Source organism: Treponema brennaborense DSM 12168 (assembly GCF_000212415.1).
GTDB classification, from domain to species: domain Bacteria; phylum Spirochaetota; class Spirochaetia; order Treponematales; family Treponemataceae; genus Treponema_F; species Treponema_F brennaborense.
On the sequence record NC_015500.1, the window covers coordinates 913,759 to 929,485 of the forward strand.

The following is a 15,727-nucleotide window of genomic DNA, read 5'->3' on the forward strand; positions in this document are numbered from 1 at the left end:
AAATGATAAATAGAACGCAAGAAGATGTAATGAGTACTTGGAAAAATCAGGATCTAGAACATCCGATGGTTTCTGTTGTATGTCTAACATATAATCATGAAAAATATATAAAAGATGCCTTAAATGGTTTTCTTATCCAAGAAACTGATTTCCCATTTGAGGTGTTGGTTAATGAGGATACTTCAACTGATGATACTGCAATTATCTTAAAGGAATATGAAAAAAAATATCAAAATATAATAAAACCGATTTATCATACAGTGAATGAATATTCACAAGATATAGATGTATTCGGGAATACCGTAAAAAGAACAAAAGGAAAATATATAGCTATCTGTGAAGGTGATGATTTCTGGATTGATAAGAATAAGCTGCAGATGCAAGTGGATTTTTTGGAGAAGAATCTAGAGTATTCAATGTGTTGTCATAATGCACAAGTAGTTAATGAACTAAATAAAATAAGCACAATATGTTTCTACATCGGTGATGCAGGGACGGCAACAATCATTGATAAAGGAAGTTTTGCAGAATCTTTTTTTGAATTGGGAACTGACGGAAGGAGAAATTCTTCTATCAGAATCAATGCAAAGAACGGTGGAAGAACTCCGCTGCCCGCGAAATCTTTGAATGAGATCTTGCAGAAAGACAGAAATATACGTTCCGACGTTCAGATGTTTATGGATGGAGCGAGCATTTTTTCTTTCACACTCAAGCAAGTTCCAAAACTGGTAAAAAATGTGCTGGAGAGAAATCAAAAGCAGATGGATGATATAGATTATTTTGTGTTTTATCAGGCGAATGTGTATATTCTTGAATATCTGCGGAAAAAGCTGAAAGTGGAAAACGAGCGTTTTGCTTATTTTATTGAGGATATCGGAAATACGGTCTCAAACTCAATACCAATTGTCCTGTCAGAAAAACTGAAAGACGAAACATTGTACACTAAAAAACATATTTTACTGGCAGGATTCGGAGTCGGGTTGAGTTGGAGCGGCTGTATGTTGGAGAAGATATAATTTGATGCCTTCTAGTTCGTCTTTTATGTGTTATCCGATAATTATTCCGACATTGAATCGATTTTCTCATTTTAAGGCGTGTATAGAATCTCTTGCGGCCTGTTTTCATGCTTCTGAAACGGAACTTATAATAGGTTTGGATTTTCCGCCTGCTGAAAAGTATATAGATGGATGGAAGAAGATTAAAGAATATATTCCGTCTATAAAAGGATTCAAAAATGTAGAATGTTTTGAACGGACTGAAAATTATGGATCTTTTAAAAATAGTAGTGAATTGCAGAATTATGTCCTCACAAAATACGATGCGTACATTTATACAGAGGATGATAACATTTTCTCTCCTGCATTTTTGGATTTCATAAATAAAGGGTTGGAAAGATATCGGGATGATCCTGATGTCGTATCTATCTGCGGATATTCCTATCCGATAAAATGGGAAACAACGGCTTCAGCAATACTTCAGCATCAATATTTTTCGGCATGGGGTTATGGTGAATGGGGGAAAAAACGAACATTGCTGCTGAACGATTTGAGTTCTGAATTTATCAGAAAAGCTCTTACTGATAAAGAGTCGTTAAGACAATTAAATTTTTCTCCTAAAAACAAGATTATGACTCTGTTTCTCTTTAATACAGAGGAAATTTCCTGTATAGATATTGTCCGCTCTCTCTATCTTACTATTACAAAAAAATATGTTCTTATGCCTACTGTTTCTCTTGTAAAAAACAACGGTTGGGACGGAAGCGGAGAACATTGTTGTGACATAAGGTTATCTATTTTTAAAGATCAGAAAATATGTGATCCACAAAAGCTGAATAAGAATTCTGCGCAGATAGTTGTCTTTTCTGAAAATCTTGAAAAATTTCAAATGAAAATTTTTGAAAACAGAAATAGAAATAAAGTAAAAGCATTTGTTATTTTATTGATGATAAAAATATTGGGATTTGATTTGGCTAAAAAATTATATAAGTCTTTCAAGGAATTAAAGCATGGAATTAAATGAAAAATCTGTCGCCATATGTATTTTGGCCAGGGATGTTGAATCTGCTCTTTACCGAAATATTCCGAAACTAGACGTATTAAGAAAATATTTTATGAATTCATGGATTATCGTAGTTGAAAATGATAGCAAAGACCGAACCAAAGACGTCTTGCATGCTTGGCAGAAAAAAAATGAACAGATATTAATTGATTCTCACGATGGAATAGATATCTCTTCTGTTTCATATTTCTCCGATAATTCTTTTTCCGGTACCTGTAGAAATAGAATTGAAAAAATGGTTGCTGTTAGAAACAAATATCTTCAAATAATGAAACAAAAGTCCATACATACTGATTATATAGTAATAATTGATATAGATTTGGATAATTTTGATGAAAAAGAAATTGTACAGGCAATAAAGAATGCCCCATATGACTGGAGTGCTATATTTGCAAATGGATTGTTGTATGCAACTGTGTTGGGGCGTCCTGTTTTTACTAAATTTTATGATACGTATGCTTATGTTCCGGCGAATTCAAAGACTAATCAGTTAACTTACAAAGAACAATATCTTAATAGAGAAATAAAAACTAAAAAAAATGATTATATTTTGTGCAGGTCTGCATTCGGAGGTATAGGGATTTATAAATATGAATCAATAATCGATGCAGTATACTCCACCCAAGAAAATAAAAGAAGTCAAGTAGAAGAAGTTATATGTGAGCATATCTCCGTAAATGAATATGCAAATAATTTCGGACGAAATTACATTTGTAATGACTTAAAAACATATTATCAAAAAATTTCTTTTTTGGTTGCAATTTTACCGACATGGATTTTTATGAAAATACAGGAAATAAAAAATCATAGGAAATTTCCGGAGTGAATAATGAATCTGATTAAGAAAGTATTAAAAGTAAATTTACGGTCCATATTTTTGAATTTCTATTTACTTTCGATTAATAAAGCTATCTGTCTGCAGATTCTTTTTTCACGGAATATAAAAATTGTCTCGATTTATGGGATAGGGGGTGCATGACAAACATATTCATACAGGAATGATTCAATTTGGTTTTAATAATGTCGGAAATCTAGATCCAAGATATGAACGCTTAATAATAGAAATTGTAAAACCCGGAAAAGTTATTTTTACCGGACGTTCTTTTTGAGGAAACGGTACAAGACTCTCTATCCATGGAGTGCTTTCAGTTGGTAACAATATTTGTATAAATGGTAACACTACAATTTGTTGTGCTCAAGAAATAAATTTAGGTTCAAATACTTTGGTTTCATGGGACTGTATTTTTATGGATACGGATTTTTATAAAATTTATTCTGCAAATAAAGAAATAAATCAAAACACTCCTATCATTATTGGTGAAAATACATGGATTGGCTGTAGAGTAAGTATTCTTAAAGGATGCCGAATTCCAGCAGGTTCTGTTATTGCTGCAGGAAGTGTCGTAAATAAAAACTTTGAACAGAAGAACTGCATTTACGGCGGAGTTCCAGCGAAGATTCTTAAAGAAAATATAAGTTGGGATATGTAATAAGAAAAAAAGCGCATTAATAATGATTGTAAAAAACAACAAATAAAAGTGCTTATTTACGAGGATAGATTCCCCTGTTAAATTTTATCGTTTACACACTTTTTCTGACATGCCCGCTTGAATTGAACTTATTGAATCTATTATAGATAGAGAGAACCTATAAACAGCGTTTTTCCAGCCATAGCAGTATTTTCTTCAAGGATAAAAATGTTATATACATTACCCTATTGTTTTGCATTTTGTTTTATACTTTTTTGTGAATTTATTCCGAACGAGTGCGGAACTGTATCAAAAAAGTGGCTCCCTTCTATAAGTATTATTTTCTTTCTGCTGATTTTTTTAGGTTTCAGAGGTTTTATAGTAACTGATTGGGTCAGTTATTATCCGTATTATGATGAAGTTCCGACTCTGTTTGATAATAATGTTTCGGATTTTATTAACAATTATCCTTGGGAAAAGGGATTTTTATTATATTCCGTTATTTTAAAATCTTTTTGCCAAAACTATTTCTTTTTTCAGTTTGTATCTTTTTTTATAGATCTGCTGATAATCCATAAAGTATTAAAATGCTATGTGCAAAGAAAATATCTTCCTTTGGCTTATGCGGTATTTTTTGTTTTTCAGGGATTTGTCATTGAGGTAAATCTTCTCAGAAATTCAAAGGCAATAATGCTATTTCTACTTTCTGTCCCATATTTACTGAATAAAAAATTTTGTAAGTATGTGGTTTTGAATTGTATCGGCGGATTATTTCATGTAAGCGGTTTTATTTATATTCCGTTATATTTTCTGCTGAATCGTACTTTTAATCGAAAACTAATTTTAATTTTATTTCTGATAGGAAATATATTCTTTTTTGCAAAAATAAAACTTATTTCGATACTTCTTGTTTCTATAGCTCCGTTTCTTAGCGGATCAAGATTTGGTTCTCTTATAACGGCTTATGGTTTATTGGCAGATGAATTCACTTCATATTCAATAGGTGTTGGGTTTATAGAACGTATGTTGAGCTTTTTTGTTGTGTTTCACTTTCAGAATAAATTGCTTAAAGATAATAAAAATCTTTCCGTATTTGTTAATTTGCTTTATTTGTTTTTATTTTCATACTTGTATTTGGCAGAAGTTGGAATACTAATACAGCGGATAACAATACTTTTTGTTGCCGGATATTGGGTGATATTACCGAATATTTATCGACTTTTGCATAAAGATAAGAAAAATATATTTTTGGTAATTCTCTTTTTATACGGAATATTAAAAATGATGGTGCAATGTGATGAACCTAATTATTCATATACAAATATTCTTTATGAAGAACCGAATTATTCTCAGCGTTTACAACTTATAAAGATATCGGAGAAAAACAAGTGATTCCTAAAATAATACATTTATGTTGGCTGAGCGGAGACGAATATCCGGAAAATATAAAGAAATGTATTAATTCAGTGTATGAAAAACTTCCGAACTATGAAATAAAAATATGGACTAAAGAGAATTTTGACGTAGGTTCTGTTTCATGGGTTAAACAGGCTTTTGATTCAAAGAAATATGCGTTTGCTGCCGATTATATACGCTTTTGGTCTTTATATAATTACGGCGGCATTTATCTCGATTCGGATGTTGAAGTAGTGAAAAATTTTGACTTTTTTTTGAATGTAAAAAGTTTCATCGGTTTTGAATACCTGAATATTCCTGAAGCCGCCGTTGTGGGGGCTGAAGAGGGTACTGACTGGGTAAAGACGTGCCTTGACTGGTATGACGGAAAATCTTTCTTTGCTGAGAATGGTGAAATGAAAAAAGACGTTGTACCCCGACTTGTAAAACGTGTTCTTGAAAAAAAATATAATCAAAAAATCGTCGATACAGGGAAGATACGAGAGTTTGAAGGATTGACGATTTATCCATATTTTTATTTTTCTCCCAAAAATTATTTTACGGGAAAAATTAAGGTAGAAGATAAAACGGTATGTATTCATCATTTTGCAAGTGCATGGGGACCGAACAAAAAACGAAAGTGGACACTCGTTTTACATAATAGTTGTATTCACTTGATGGGGAAACGTCTCCATGACAAACTTTTCAGACTCATCCGTCCTCTACCGAAAACTTTCAACGGAGAAGAAATATGATTTCAGTTTGCATGGCGACCTACAACGGTGTGCGATTTATAAAAGAACAGCTGAATTCGATCCTGGCTCAACTTAGCGCAGATGACGAGCTGATTATCAGCGATGACGGGAGCACGGACGGAACGCTTGAGATAATCGGGTCGTATAAAGACGACAGAATAAAACTTTTTCACCATAAACAAAATCCCTCATTTTCCGAAATCAAATACTGCAGGAATTTCTACTATACAACGTCAAATTTTGAGAATGCCCTGATTCATGCAAACGGCGATTATATTTTTTTATCCGATCAGGACGATATATGGCTTCCGCAGAAAAAAGACAGAATGGTTTCCGCATTGAGAACAGCGGATTTGGTAATGTCGAACTTCAATATCATTGACGATGATGGAAACATACTGAAAAAAGCTTTTTATCAGACGAATCCTATCAGTAATTTTACGCTGTTGAATATTATAAAGTCAAAATTTATCGGATGCTGTATGGCTTTCAATAAAGAGGTTCTCCGTGCTTCTCTGCCGTTTCCCGAAAAACTTTTAGCACATGATTATTGGATCGGGCTTGTCAGTTCCCAAGATTATTCTTTTTTATTTATATCGGAGCCGCTACTTAATTACAGACGCTTTGATTCCAATGTTTCGTCTTCAACGGGGAAATCAAAAAATAACTTCTTATTCAGAATCCGTTTCAGACTCGTCATCTTGATTCAACTGACATTCCGGATTTTTAGAAGACGGAGATTTCAGAAATGAACCGTGTTTTCTTAGTCTTCAATCCCTTCGCAGTTATGAATGACTTTACGCATAAAAAGGAGCGTCTGTATGTCCGGGCAAAACGAATGTAAACACAAAGTTCTGTTCCTATCCAACACCGCAAACTTTTCCAAGTTCAACTTGCCGTATATGCGCTGGTTCCGCGAGCAGGGCTGGCAGGTTGACTATGTTTCTTCCGGTGAGGAGTCGGTCGCCGATTGTGACAATCAGTATACAATCGCAATCGCGCGTTCGCCCTTCTCGCCTGCGAACTTAAAGGCGTACCGCCAGCTGAAAAAGCTCCTTGCCGAGAACCGGTATGACATCCTGCACTGCCACACGCCGATGGGCGGCGTCATCGGCCGGCTTGCGGCAAAAAAGTTATGGAAAGAACACAAAATCAAGGTGATTTACACTGCGCACGGCTTCCACTTTTATAAGGGCGCGCCGCTTATAAACTGGCTTTTGTATTACCCGATGGAAAAATACCTTGCGCGCTGCACGGACGTAATTGTAACCATAAACGAGGAAGATTATGAAAAAGCAAAAGAGTCATTCTGAAAACGGTGGAAATACCGGGAATATAGCAAGTACCGTGAATACCACGGCAAGGGCGAAGATCTACAAAATTGACGGAGTCGGCGTGAACCTTGAACGCTTCCGCCCGGTGCGGTCGCCGGAAGAAAAAACTACGCTGCGCAAGGAACTTGGCTTTTCTCCTGAAGATTTTATCTTAATTTATACGGCGGAGTTTATTCCGCGCAAGAATCACCGGCTGCTTTTTGATATTCTTCCGGAATTAAAGTTAAAAATCCCGGAGCTTAAAACCGTTCTGTGCGGCAAGGGTGAACTTTTAGAGCAGTACCGGCAGCTTGCTTCTGAACACGGAATGGATTACGTAACGTTTACCGGCTACACGAAGCGCGTGGCGGATTATTGCCGGGCAAGCGATGTGCTTGTTATGCCGAGCCATCAGGAAGGGCTGCCGCTTTCTATGATTGAATCCATTGCAACCGGGCTTCCGGTCGTTGCTTCAAAAATCCGCGGACACGTGGACGTTGTAGAAGACTGCGTGAACGGCTTTTTGTTTGAGCCTAGTGATTGCAGCGGCTTTGTGAAAGCTGTGTACACATTGTACAAAAATCCAGTTCTGCGCACAGAAATGGGGCTGCGTAACGTAGAACGGGCGAAATTATTTTCCGTGGATACGGCTGTGTCCCGTATGGCGAATCTATACCGTAAAATAATGCAGAATGCTCTCTGACTGCATGAATAAATGGATTAACCTTGCCACTGGGTTTAGAAAACGGACGCAGAGTTCGTAAAAGCTGCGGCTACCTTTCCCGGCAAGCAAGTTCCTGCACGGTTTCCAACGGTAATTCCGTTGCGGCGGCAATCTGCTCCGGCGTAAGCACTCCCATAGACAAAAGGTTGCCGGCCGTAGCGTATTTTTCTTCGGATTTACCTTCCGCGATACCGCTGATTCTGCCTTTTTCCATGCCCCGTGTTTCGCCCTTAGCAATACCGCTCGATTCGCCCGCTGCAAAACCGAGGGATTCGCCCTCGGCAAAGCCTTCCTTACGGATGCGTTTGATTTCTATCTCGTACTTCATGAACGCCCCCTTGGCGGCACCGTCGGTTTTCAGCTTGAACACCCGTTCGGCAAAGCTCTTCGCCGTCTCCGTGTCCGTTCCGCCTTCCGCTATATAGTGTAACATGGCCGCCGTTTCCGAATCAAGCTCGTTTTCATACGCTGAGGCATTATAGACGACGGCAAATCGTTCGTCCCGAACGTCGAGCGCAGTGTGCTCGTCGCAGACGGTTCTGAGCGTGTAGCGCGGCAGCCCTTCGCCGAACGGATCCTTCGTGCAGATGAACAGGACGTACAGCTTTTTCAGGTCGTCGTAATCAACGCCGCGCTGTGCGGTGCCGATGTCGATGGAGCTTTGATAATAGCGGATCCGCTTGAACAGGTTCGGCTCGGAGGTCGTCTGCATCTCGACGTTGACGATTTCACCGGTGGTTTCGAGCAGCACGTCGAGGCGGACGCTTTTGGAGCCGGGGGCGGCGGCGAGGGTTTCCTGCGTGTTGACGTAGGTGATTTCTTTTGCGTCCAGCTTGAGCAGGGTGCGCAGAAGGAGACGGCACAGTTCGGTGTCGTGAAGCATCGAATAGGCGAAGAAGAAGTCGTTCGTGATGGTAACGTCTTCCCAGCGGGGAAAATCTGCGTTCATGGTCTCTCCTGTATAAAGCCGCTCCGAGCGGAATTTACGATAATCGGCTCGGCTCAGCGAATAATCCGCGAGCTGTGGCAACCGGCCGTGTTGGCCAAAGTCGGCGGCGCCGGTTGCTGGTGGTGCGGACTGCGCTTCAGCATATACGGCGCGCCGTATACAATGCGCTGCCGTACCGCTCACTCGGCATATATATTATGGGAGAAAATGAAGCGAATTTGCCTCGGATTGGCTGCATCGGCTGATTTTTCAGGAAAAAATAACGGAAGTTTTCGATTGAAAACTGTTCCATAAGACATGCATCACATGACGTACGTTACGGTTCCGGCACCCGTTCCGAACCGCAGCAGACAGTCGCCGCCGGAAGAGGCATCTTTTAGGAAATTATGGAAATTTAGGAAATTATGGAAAATCTTTCACCTTTTGAACAGGCAATTCTTGCCATTCTGCCCGAATTCCGCAGGAATCAGAGCACTGCGTTATCCCGTGCTGCCGTCTCCGCGGTTCCCGTGCCCGGCGCGGTTCCGCATGATTCCGCGCTTTGCAAAGCAGGCCGTTCCGTACCTCATAATCACACATCTTACACGCCTCTTACCGAAGAAAAAATTGCAAAGCTGTATCTGAATGCTGTCGCAGGCGCTGCCGCGCCGGATTCTCCGTTTACCGTTCATTATCCTGCATCGAATCATGCGCAGCTGATTGTGCGGCAATCCGGTAATCAGTCCGAGTGGAGCGCGAAAGAGATTTTCAGTGCGGAATGTATCCGCATCGTTCAGAGACTGCGGCAAACGACTGATTTTCTGGCTTTTCTGCTGGACGACGGATACGCGGACGCCGTTCCACGAGAAAAAAACGATTTACCTGGCGTACCGAACGGTATCGGTACCGAATGGCGCTGTTACCGCAGTCTGCCCAAAGATCTTATCTGTGATTTATGTTTTTTTAGGCAAGTTTCCGTTGTGATTCGGCCGAGTGCTTTCGATATTGCCTGAATTAGTATCTGAATTTCCCGATTTTTCTCCCATATTGAGCCGGGCGTCCGTTTTTGCTATACTGCTATCATGTACGAAGTCAGAATAGAAGCGGATTTTGCCGCGGCTCATTTTTTAAAAGAGTATCACGGCAAATGCGAGCGTTTGCACGGGCATAACTATAAAGTGTTCGCACACGTACGCGGCAGCCGACTCGACGAAGGCGGAATGCTGCTCGATTTTTCCGAATTGAAACGCGTCGTGCGCTCCGTCTGTGCGGAGTTGGATCATACGAATCTGAACGATATGCAGTGTGACGGCGTCGATGTGTTCGATCAGAATCCGAGCGCGGAACACATTGCGCAGTGGATATTCCGCCGGATTCAGTCTCAGCTTGCCGGAAACGCCGGCATGCAAAGCGGCACCGCGCTGTACGCTGTCGACGTGTTTGAAACGGATACCAGCCGCGCGCGGTATTGCGAACCGTGATCCGACTTACCGGACGCCGTCGCCGTCGGTTGTAAGAAGCTATCCAGTTCCGGCAAACGTGCCGATGCGCCGGTTTTTTAGCGAACGGGAATTCCCGCTCGGCTGAGCGCCGATTTTATGCTTTGAACGGTGTATGCGCCCGAGTGTACTATCGACGCGATGAGCGCCGCGTCCGCTTTGCCTTCCGTCAGTACGTCCGCCAAATGCTGCGGCGCGCCGCCTCCGCCGGACGCAATGACCGGAACCGGAACGGCTTCGCTTATCATGCGCGTCAGATTGATTTCATATCCGGCTTTCGTGCCGTCCGCGTCTATCGAATTGAGTACGATTTCTCCCGCACCGAGTTCAACCGCACGCAACGCCCACGCTTTGGCGTCGAGTTCCGTTGCGACCCGTCCGCCGTTTATGAAAACACGGTAGCCGGACGGCATCGCGTCGTCTTTCGCTGCGTCCATTCCCAAAACGATGCACTGATTGCCGAACACGCGCGCGCCTTGCCGTATCAGGTCGGGATTTTTGACAGCCTGAGAGTTCAGGCTGATTTTTTCGGCCCCGGCCAGAATCGTCGAGCGTATATCGTCGAGCGTGCCGATTCCGCCGCCGACGCAGAACGGAATGAACACCTGGGCGGCGACTCGTGCGATGAGATCCAGAATCGGACCTCGGCCGCGTGCGGACGCCATGATATCGTAAAAAACCAATTCGTCAACGCCTTGACGATAGTAGTCCGCCGCCATTTCCACCGGATCACCGATGTCGATATTGTCTTTAAATTTAACGCCTTTTGTCGTCCGCCCGTCTTTTACGTCGAGGCAGACGACGATCCGTTTTTTCAGCATCAGCAGCCTCCCGCCGGCGGAATTCGTTCCGCAAAATTTTTTAAAATCCGCAATCCCGGTTCTCCAGATTTTTCCGGATGAAATTGGAGCGCGTACACGTTGCCCGATCGGATTGCCGCAGGTACGGAAATTCCGTAATCGGCGGCAGCCGTAACGATCCGTGTGTCTTCAGGCTGAATGACGTACGAGTGTACGAAGTAAAACGCCGTGTGTTCGGGTACTTCGGTAAATAATCGGCAGGGAGCGCTCTTTTCCGTTTCCGTATAATATATGTCGTTCCAGCCCATGTGCGGAACTTTGAACGGAAATCGTTTATTTATAGAAGAAAAATGGCGGATACGTCCCGGTACGAGTCCGAGGCATTCGGTGTCGCCTTCTTCCGAATAGTCGAAAATGATTTGCGATCCCAGACAGATACCCAAAATCGGAATCCCTGCCGCCGTCTTGTCTTTCAGAAACGAATCGAATCCGGTCTGTTTCAGCTGTTCCATTGCGTACCGTGCGTCGCCCACGCCGGGAAAAATCAATTTATCGGCCCGTTCGAGTTCCGCCGGATTTTTTGAAATAACGTATTCGCAGTTCAGTGCGGCAAGCGCGTGCTCCACGCTTCGGATATTACCTGCGTTGTAATCGATGATTCCTATCATTCGTTTATGATACAGGGGGAGCGGGGGTGCGTCAAGGGGAAGCGGATGCGTTTCCAGGCCAACCGCATTATAAACCCTCTCGACAAAACCGGATTAAAAGTGTTTTTGCCACGTACCAGGTAATCAAGCGAGTAAAATCGAGAATAAAGGACAGGCGCATTACTTTGTGCCGGAAAGCTGTATTGACGTACTGTTTTGACGTTCAAATCCTACTGTTTTGACGTTCAAACCTTACTGTTTTGACGCTCAAACCTTATTGTTTTGACGCTCAAACCTTATTGTTTTGACGCTCAAACCTTATTGTTTTGACGCTCAAACCTTACGGTCGTGACTCTCAAACGTTACGGTCGTGACCCTCAAATCCTATCGTGCGGATACAATCCTGCGCGTGCTTGCAAGAATCGATGACAAGCAGCTGGAAAAGTTTTCTGTGAATACGCAAAAGGAATATTCAGTGACTTACTTCCGGAAACGGAAGTAACCGCAATCGACGGAAAAACAATCAGAAGATCGAACGTGTTGAAATCGGCCGCGGAAAAAAACGTAATCATTACCCGTGCGCGTTCCGTGCAGTGCCTGCCGTTTAGTCGCCGGTGCGCGGCCGAATAAAAAAACAGCCCCGAATCGAGCGATTCGAGGCTGTTCGTTGCAGTGCATTCGCCGGAAAACAATGTTTTCCTAACGTAAGCATCGCCGACACTTTTGTCTTACAAAAGTGTCGGAGTCGCGATTAGTACATGCCGCCCATGTCGCCCATACCGCCGCCGGCAGGGGCTGCAGGCGGATTTTTCTCGGGCAGATCCGTGATGGCGCATTCGGTCGTCAGCAGCAAGCTTGCAACCGAAGCCGCGTTCTGCAGCGCCGAACGGGTAACTTTAGCCGGGTCGATGATACCGGCGGTAACCATGTCTTTCCATTCCATCTTAGCCGCGTCGAAACCGATGCCTTTCTTTTCGTGCTTTGCACGGTCGGCAATAACGGCTCCGTCGAGACCGGCGTTTTCGGCAATCTGGCGGATCGGTTCTTCAAGCGCGCGTTTTACGATTTTGAAACCGACTTTCGCGTCGTCGCTCAAATCGGTCGCACCGATTTTTTCAAGACTTTCGGCAGCCTGAATCAGGGCGAGACCGCCTCCGGCGACGATACCTTCTTCAAGCGCGGCACGCGTAGCCGACAGCGCGTCCTCAACGCGGTGTTTCTTTTCTTTCATTTCAACTTCGGTAACCGCACCGATGTTGATCACGGCGACGCCGCCTGAAATCTTGGCAAGGCGTTCCTTGAGTTTTTCCTTATCGTAGTCGCTGGTCGATTCTTCAATCTGTTTTTTCAGCTGCGCTACGCGGTCTTTGATGTCTTTCGCGTTGCCCGCACCGTCGACGATCGTCGTATTGTCTTTGTCGATTTTGACGCTCTTTGCCTGACCGAGCTGCGAAATGTCGGCAGTTTCAAGCTTGAGACCGAGATCTTCGGTGATAACCTGTCCGCCGGTAAGAATCGCAATATCTTCCAGCATGGCCTTGCGGCGGTCGCCGAATCCGGGCGCTTTTACCGCGCAGGTTTTGAGCGTTCCGCGGATGCTGTTGACGATCAGCGTTGCCAGCGCTTCGCCGTCCATATCTTCGCAGATGATGACGAGCGGTTTTCCCGTCTGCGCAACTTTTTCAAGCAGCGGCAGCAGGTCTTTCATGCTGGAAATCTTTTTATCGTGGATCAGAACGTATGCGTCGCTGAACACGGTTTCCATGCGGTCGCGGTCGGTTACGAAATAAGAAGAAATGTAACCGCGGTCGAACTGCATACCTTCGACGAAATCGGTCGTCGTGTCCATCGTTTTCGATTCTTCAACGGTGATAACGCCGTCTTTGCCGACTTTTTCGATCGCACCGGCAAGGATGGAACCGATTTCTTCATCGTTGTTTGCGGAAACCGACGCAACGTGGGAAACTTCATCGGAACCCTTGATTTCTTTCGCGTTCTTTTTGATTTCTTCCACCGCGATCTTTACGGCTTTGTCCATTCCGCGTTTCAGTTCGATCGGCGTCATGCCCGCGGCTACGGCTTTGAGTCCCTCGCGGATCATGGAATATGCGAGTACCGTCGCCGTCGTCGTTCCGTCGCCGGCAACGTCGTTCGTCTTCGTCGCGACTTCTTTGAGCAGCTGGGCTCCCATGTTTTCATACGGATCTTCAAGCTCAACTTCTTTCGCTACGGAAACTCCGTCCTTCGTTACGGTCGGCGCACCGAATTTTTTATCCAACAAAACGTTGCGACCTTTGGGACCGAGGGTAACCTTTACCGCCTGTGAAATCTGTTCAACGCCGGAAAGCAGTTTTTTGCGGGCGTCTTCGTTAAAAAGCAGTTGTTTTGCCATTTTTCCAAATCTCCTTATGATAGTCATAATGTATGATTTATGATACATTACGATATATTATCTTTACCTATAAAGATACAAAATCTTTTGCCGAACGGCAAGTGCAGCGGGGTATCTTGTGAAAAAAATTACGTGGGGAATTATCGGTGCGGGGCGAATAGCCCGCTCTTTCGTGCAGGCTTTGTGTCAGTCTCCGGATTCCGAATGTACGGCAGTTGCTTCACACAGCGCCGAGCGGGGGGCAGACTTTGCCCGCACGTACGGTTTTAAGAAAAACTATACCGATTACCGGCAGCTGCTGCTGGATCCGGAAATAGAGGCCGTCTACGTTGCGACACCGCATATCAATCATGCCGAGCTTTCTATCGCCGCGCTGAAAGCGGGCAAATCCGTATTGTGCGAAAAACCTGCGGCTATAAACGCCCGTGAACTGCAGGACATTTACGATTGCGCGTATAAAAGCGGCGGTTTTTTTATGGAAGCGATGTGGACGAAATGTAATCCCGTGTTTATTACGGCGATGGAATGGATCCGATCCGGCAAAATCGGCAGGCTGAAAGCCGTATACGCCGATTTCTGCATTGATCGGCCGAACGAGCCGACGTATCCCGAATCGGGATATGGCTCGAACCGGCTGTACGACTTGAATCTGGCAGGCGGAGCGCTGCTCGACGTGGGAATCTATCCGGTAACCGCCGCGTACTGTGCCGTAAACGCCGCAATGGATGCGGACTGCGTTCCGATTCCCGTTTCGATTGAAGCCGCCGGCCGCCTTTCGGATACCGGCGTCGACACGTTCGACAGTATGACGCTCGCGTTCGGCGAAAAAACCGGAACCGACTGCGGCGGCGTAATTGCGCATTTGTCGTGTGCCATCGATACCGAATGCGCTGATGAACTGAAAACCGCCCGTTTCGTCGGCTCCGACGGCTGCGTTGTGCTGCCTTTTTTCTGGATGTGCCGGGAAGCGCAGCGGTACGCCGCCGACGGTACGCTCGCAGAAGAACGTTCGATTCCGTTCCGAATCAACGGCTATGAATATGAAATAGCGGAATTCTGCCGCTGTCTTGCCGAACGCAGCGCCGGCGCGGATATCCGCGAATCGCCCCTGCATACGCACGCGCAGAGTCTCTCCGTTATAAAAACGCTCGACGCGCTTCGGGCAAAACTCGGCGTCGTATATCCGAGCGAGCAGACGGGGCGCGTCATTATGGAGGAAACGCAGATGCCCGAAAAAACGGGAGATGCAGCCGAACTGGCATTCGGTTCCGAAGAAATAATCGTGTATACGGACGGCGGCTGTTCGGGAAATCCCGGCCCCGGCGGCTGGGGCTGCGTCATATTGGCCGACGGCACGCAGTACACTGCATCGGGCGGGGAACCGGTTACGACGAACAACCGCATGGAACTGTCCGCTGCGATCGCTGCACTGTCCGCGATCGATCAGAACGAATCCTGGAAACAGCGTCCCATCCGCGTGCATATCGACAGTCAGTACGTTAAAAACGGCATCACGTCATGGATCCGTTCGTGGAAGAAAAACGGCTGGCGTAATTCCGAAAAACAGCCGGTAAAAAATCGCGATTTGTGGGAATTACTCGATGCGCTTAACGGCCGGCTTTCCGTTTCCTGGAATTGGGTAAAAGGCCACGCGGGCGTTACGTACAACGAATTGTGCGACGAATTGGCTACGAAAGAAGTAAAAAAGTACAGCAAATAAAAAACATGTCCGGCTGAACGGTGTGAA

General features: G+C 44.4%; 16 protein-coding genes. 12 read left to right on the forward strand and 4 right to left on the reverse strand.

The features are described from left to right. The first annotated feature begins 2 nt into the window (after positions 1–2). The 9 genes from TREBR_RS13485 (at position 3) to TREBR_RS13495 (ending at position 7,693) form a co-directional block, all read left to right on the forward strand. Positions 3–1,016 (forward strand): 3-oxoacyl-[acyl-carrier-protein] synthase III C-terminal domain-containing protein, encoded by a 1,014-nt coding sequence (locus TREBR_RS13485; RefSeq protein ID WP_052296146.1) that lies wholly within the window; start codon positions 3–5, stop codon positions 1,014–1,016. A 52-nt stretch (positions 1,017–1,068) separates the two neighbouring features. Next, positions 1,069–2,019: a hypothetical protein gene (locus tag TREBR_RS03765; protein WP_156786595.1), complete on the forward strand. Its 951-nt coding sequence runs from the start codon at positions 1,069–1,071 to the stop codon at positions 2,017–2,019. Further along, positions 2,006–2,884, forward strand: coding sequence for a hypothetical protein (locus tag TREBR_RS03770; RefSeq protein WP_013757900.1), 879 nt, complete (start codon positions 2,006–2,008; stop codon positions 2,882–2,884). Before TREBR_RS03765 ends, TREBR_RS03770 begins: the two co-directional genes overlap by 14 nt. Positions 2,885–3,305: 421 nt before the next feature. After that, on the forward strand, positions 3,306–3,548 hold the full coding sequence (locus tag TREBR_RS14025; protein ID WP_083816440.1) for an acyltransferase: 243 nt from the start codon (positions 3,306–3,308) through the stop codon (positions 3,546–3,548). 207 nt (positions 3,549–3,755) lie between these two features. After that, positions 3,756–4,919, forward strand: coding sequence for an EpsG family protein (locus tag TREBR_RS03775; RefSeq protein WP_013757901.1), 1,164 nt, complete (start codon positions 3,756–3,758; stop codon positions 4,917–4,919). Further along, on the forward strand, positions 4,916–5,677 hold the full coding sequence (locus TREBR_RS03780) for a glycosyltransferase family 32 protein (RefSeq protein WP_013757902.1): 762 nt from the start codon (positions 4,916–4,918) through the stop codon (positions 5,675–5,677). The genes TREBR_RS03775 and TREBR_RS03780 overlap by 4 nt, the downstream gene beginning before the upstream one ends. Before the next feature lie 11 nt (positions 5,678–5,688). Beyond that, positions 5,689–6,429: a glycosyltransferase gene (locus TREBR_RS03785; RefSeq protein WP_215904834.1), complete on the forward strand. Its 741-nt coding sequence runs from the start codon at positions 5,689–5,691 to the stop codon at positions 6,427–6,429. A 69-nt stretch (positions 6,430–6,498) separates the two neighbouring features. Then, complete coding sequence (locus TREBR_RS13490; protein WP_052296147.1) at positions 6,499–6,990, forward strand: glycosyltransferase; 492 nt, start codon at positions 6,499–6,501, stop codon at positions 6,988–6,990. Next, the gene (locus tag TREBR_RS13495; RefSeq protein ID WP_052296148.1) at positions 6,965–7,693 is read left to right on the forward strand and encodes a glycosyltransferase family 4 protein; all 729 of its coding nucleotides are present in this window, start codon (positions 6,965–6,967) and stop codon (positions 7,691–7,693) included. Before TREBR_RS13490 ends, TREBR_RS13495 begins: the two co-directional genes overlap by 26 nt. A gap of 70 nt (positions 7,694–7,763) precedes the next feature. Here TREBR_RS13495 and TREBR_RS13500 read toward each other — a convergent pair whose 3' ends face one another. Continuing rightward, positions 7,764–8,663: an Rpn family recombination-promoting nuclease/putative transposase gene (locus tag TREBR_RS13500; RefSeq protein ID WP_013757904.1), complete on the reverse strand. Its 900-nt coding sequence runs from the start codon at positions 8,661–8,663 to the stop codon at positions 7,764–7,766. 404 nt (positions 8,664–9,067) lie between these two features. Here TREBR_RS13500 and TREBR_RS03800 point away from each other — a divergent pair, with 404 nt between their 5' ends. Then, positions 9,068–9,655, forward strand: a complete 588-nt coding sequence (locus TREBR_RS03800) for a hypothetical protein (protein WP_013757905.1) — start codon at positions 9,068–9,070, stop codon at positions 9,653–9,655. Between the two features lie 69 nt (positions 9,656–9,724). Next, positions 9,725–10,123, forward strand: a complete 399-nt coding sequence (gene queD, locus TREBR_RS03805) for a 6-carboxytetrahydropterin synthase QueD (protein ID WP_013757906.1) — start codon at positions 9,725–9,727, stop codon at positions 10,121–10,123. A 77-nt stretch (positions 10,124–10,200) separates the two neighbouring features. Here the strand turns inward: queD and hisF are convergent, their stop codons facing one another. From hisF to groL, 3 genes are all read right to left on the reverse strand, one after another. Next, positions 10,201–10,962, reverse strand: a complete 762-nt coding sequence (gene hisF / locus TREBR_RS03810; protein WP_013757907.1) for an imidazole glycerol phosphate synthase subunit HisF — start codon at positions 10,960–10,962, stop codon at positions 10,201–10,203. Continuing rightward, entirely contained in the window at positions 10,962–11,609 is a 648-nt protein-coding gene (gene hisH, locus TREBR_RS03815; protein ID WP_013757908.1) for an imidazole glycerol phosphate synthase subunit HisH, read from the reverse strand. Before hisH ends, hisF begins: the two co-directional genes overlap by 1 nt. A gap of 730 nt (positions 11,610–12,339) precedes the next feature. After that, positions 12,340–13,980, reverse strand: a complete 1,641-nt coding sequence (groL, locus tag TREBR_RS03825; RefSeq protein ID WP_013757909.1) for a chaperonin GroEL — start codon at positions 13,978–13,980, stop codon at positions 12,340–12,342. Between the two features lie 118 nt (positions 13,981–14,098). Here groL and rnhA point away from each other — a divergent pair, with 118 nt between their 5' ends. Further along, positions 14,099–15,700 carry a ribonuclease HI gene (gene rnhA / locus TREBR_RS14740; RefSeq protein WP_013757910.1) on the forward strand — a complete coding sequence of 534 codons (1,602 nt, stop codon included), beginning with the start codon at positions 14,099–14,101 and terminating at the stop codon, positions 15,698–15,700. The last annotated feature ends 27 nt before the right edge of the window (positions 15,701–15,727 follow it).

Excerpts from the sequence above, each read along its gene's own strand:
- TREBR_RS13485 (WP_052296146.1), top strand. The coding sequence starts at position 3 with ATGATAAATAGAACGCAAGAAGATGTAATGAGTACTTGGAAAAATCAG.
- TREBR_RS03770 (WP_013757900.1), top strand. The coding sequence starts at position 2,006 with ATGGAATTAAATGAAAAATCTGTCGCCATATGTATTTTGGCCAGGGAT.
- TREBR_RS14025 (WP_083816440.1), top strand. The coding sequence starts at position 3,306 with ATGGATACGGATTTTTATAAAATTTATTCTGCAAATAAAGAAATAAAT.
- TREBR_RS03775 (WP_013757901.1), top strand. The coding sequence starts at position 3,756 with ATGTTATATACATTACCCTATTGTTTTGCATTTTGTTTTATACTTTTT.
- TREBR_RS03785 (WP_215904834.1), top strand. The coding sequence starts at position 5,689 with ATGGCGACCTACAACGGTGTGCGATTTATAAAAGAACAGCTGAATTCG.
- TREBR_RS13490 (WP_052296147.1), top strand. The coding sequence starts at position 6,499 with ATGTCCGGGCAAAACGAATGTAAACACAAAGTTCTGTTCCTATCCAAC.
- TREBR_RS13495 (WP_052296148.1), top strand. The coding sequence starts at position 6,965 with ATGAAAAAGCAAAAGAGTCATTCTGAAAACGGTGGAAATACCGGGAAT.
- TREBR_RS13500 (WP_013757904.1), bottom strand. The coding sequence starts at position 8,663 with ATGAACGCAGATTTTCCCCGCTGGGAAGACGTTACCATCACGAACGAC.
- TREBR_RS03800 (WP_013757905.1), top strand. The coding sequence starts at position 9,068 with ATGGAAAATCTTTCACCTTTTGAACAGGCAATTCTTGCCATTCTGCCC.
- queD (WP_013757906.1), top strand. The coding sequence starts at position 9,725 with ATGTACGAAGTCAGAATAGAAGCGGATTTTGCCGCGGCTCATTTTTTA.
- hisF (WP_013757907.1), bottom strand. The coding sequence starts at position 10,962 with ATGCTGAAAAAACGGATCGTCGTCTGCCTCGACGTAAAAGACGGGCGG.
- hisH (WP_013757908.1), bottom strand. The coding sequence starts at position 11,609 with ATGATAGGAATCATCGATTACAACGCAGGTAATATCCGAAGCGTGGAG.
- groL (WP_013757909.1), bottom strand. The coding sequence starts at position 13,980 with ATGGCAAAACAACTGCTTTTTAACGAAGACGCCCGCAAAAAACTGCTT.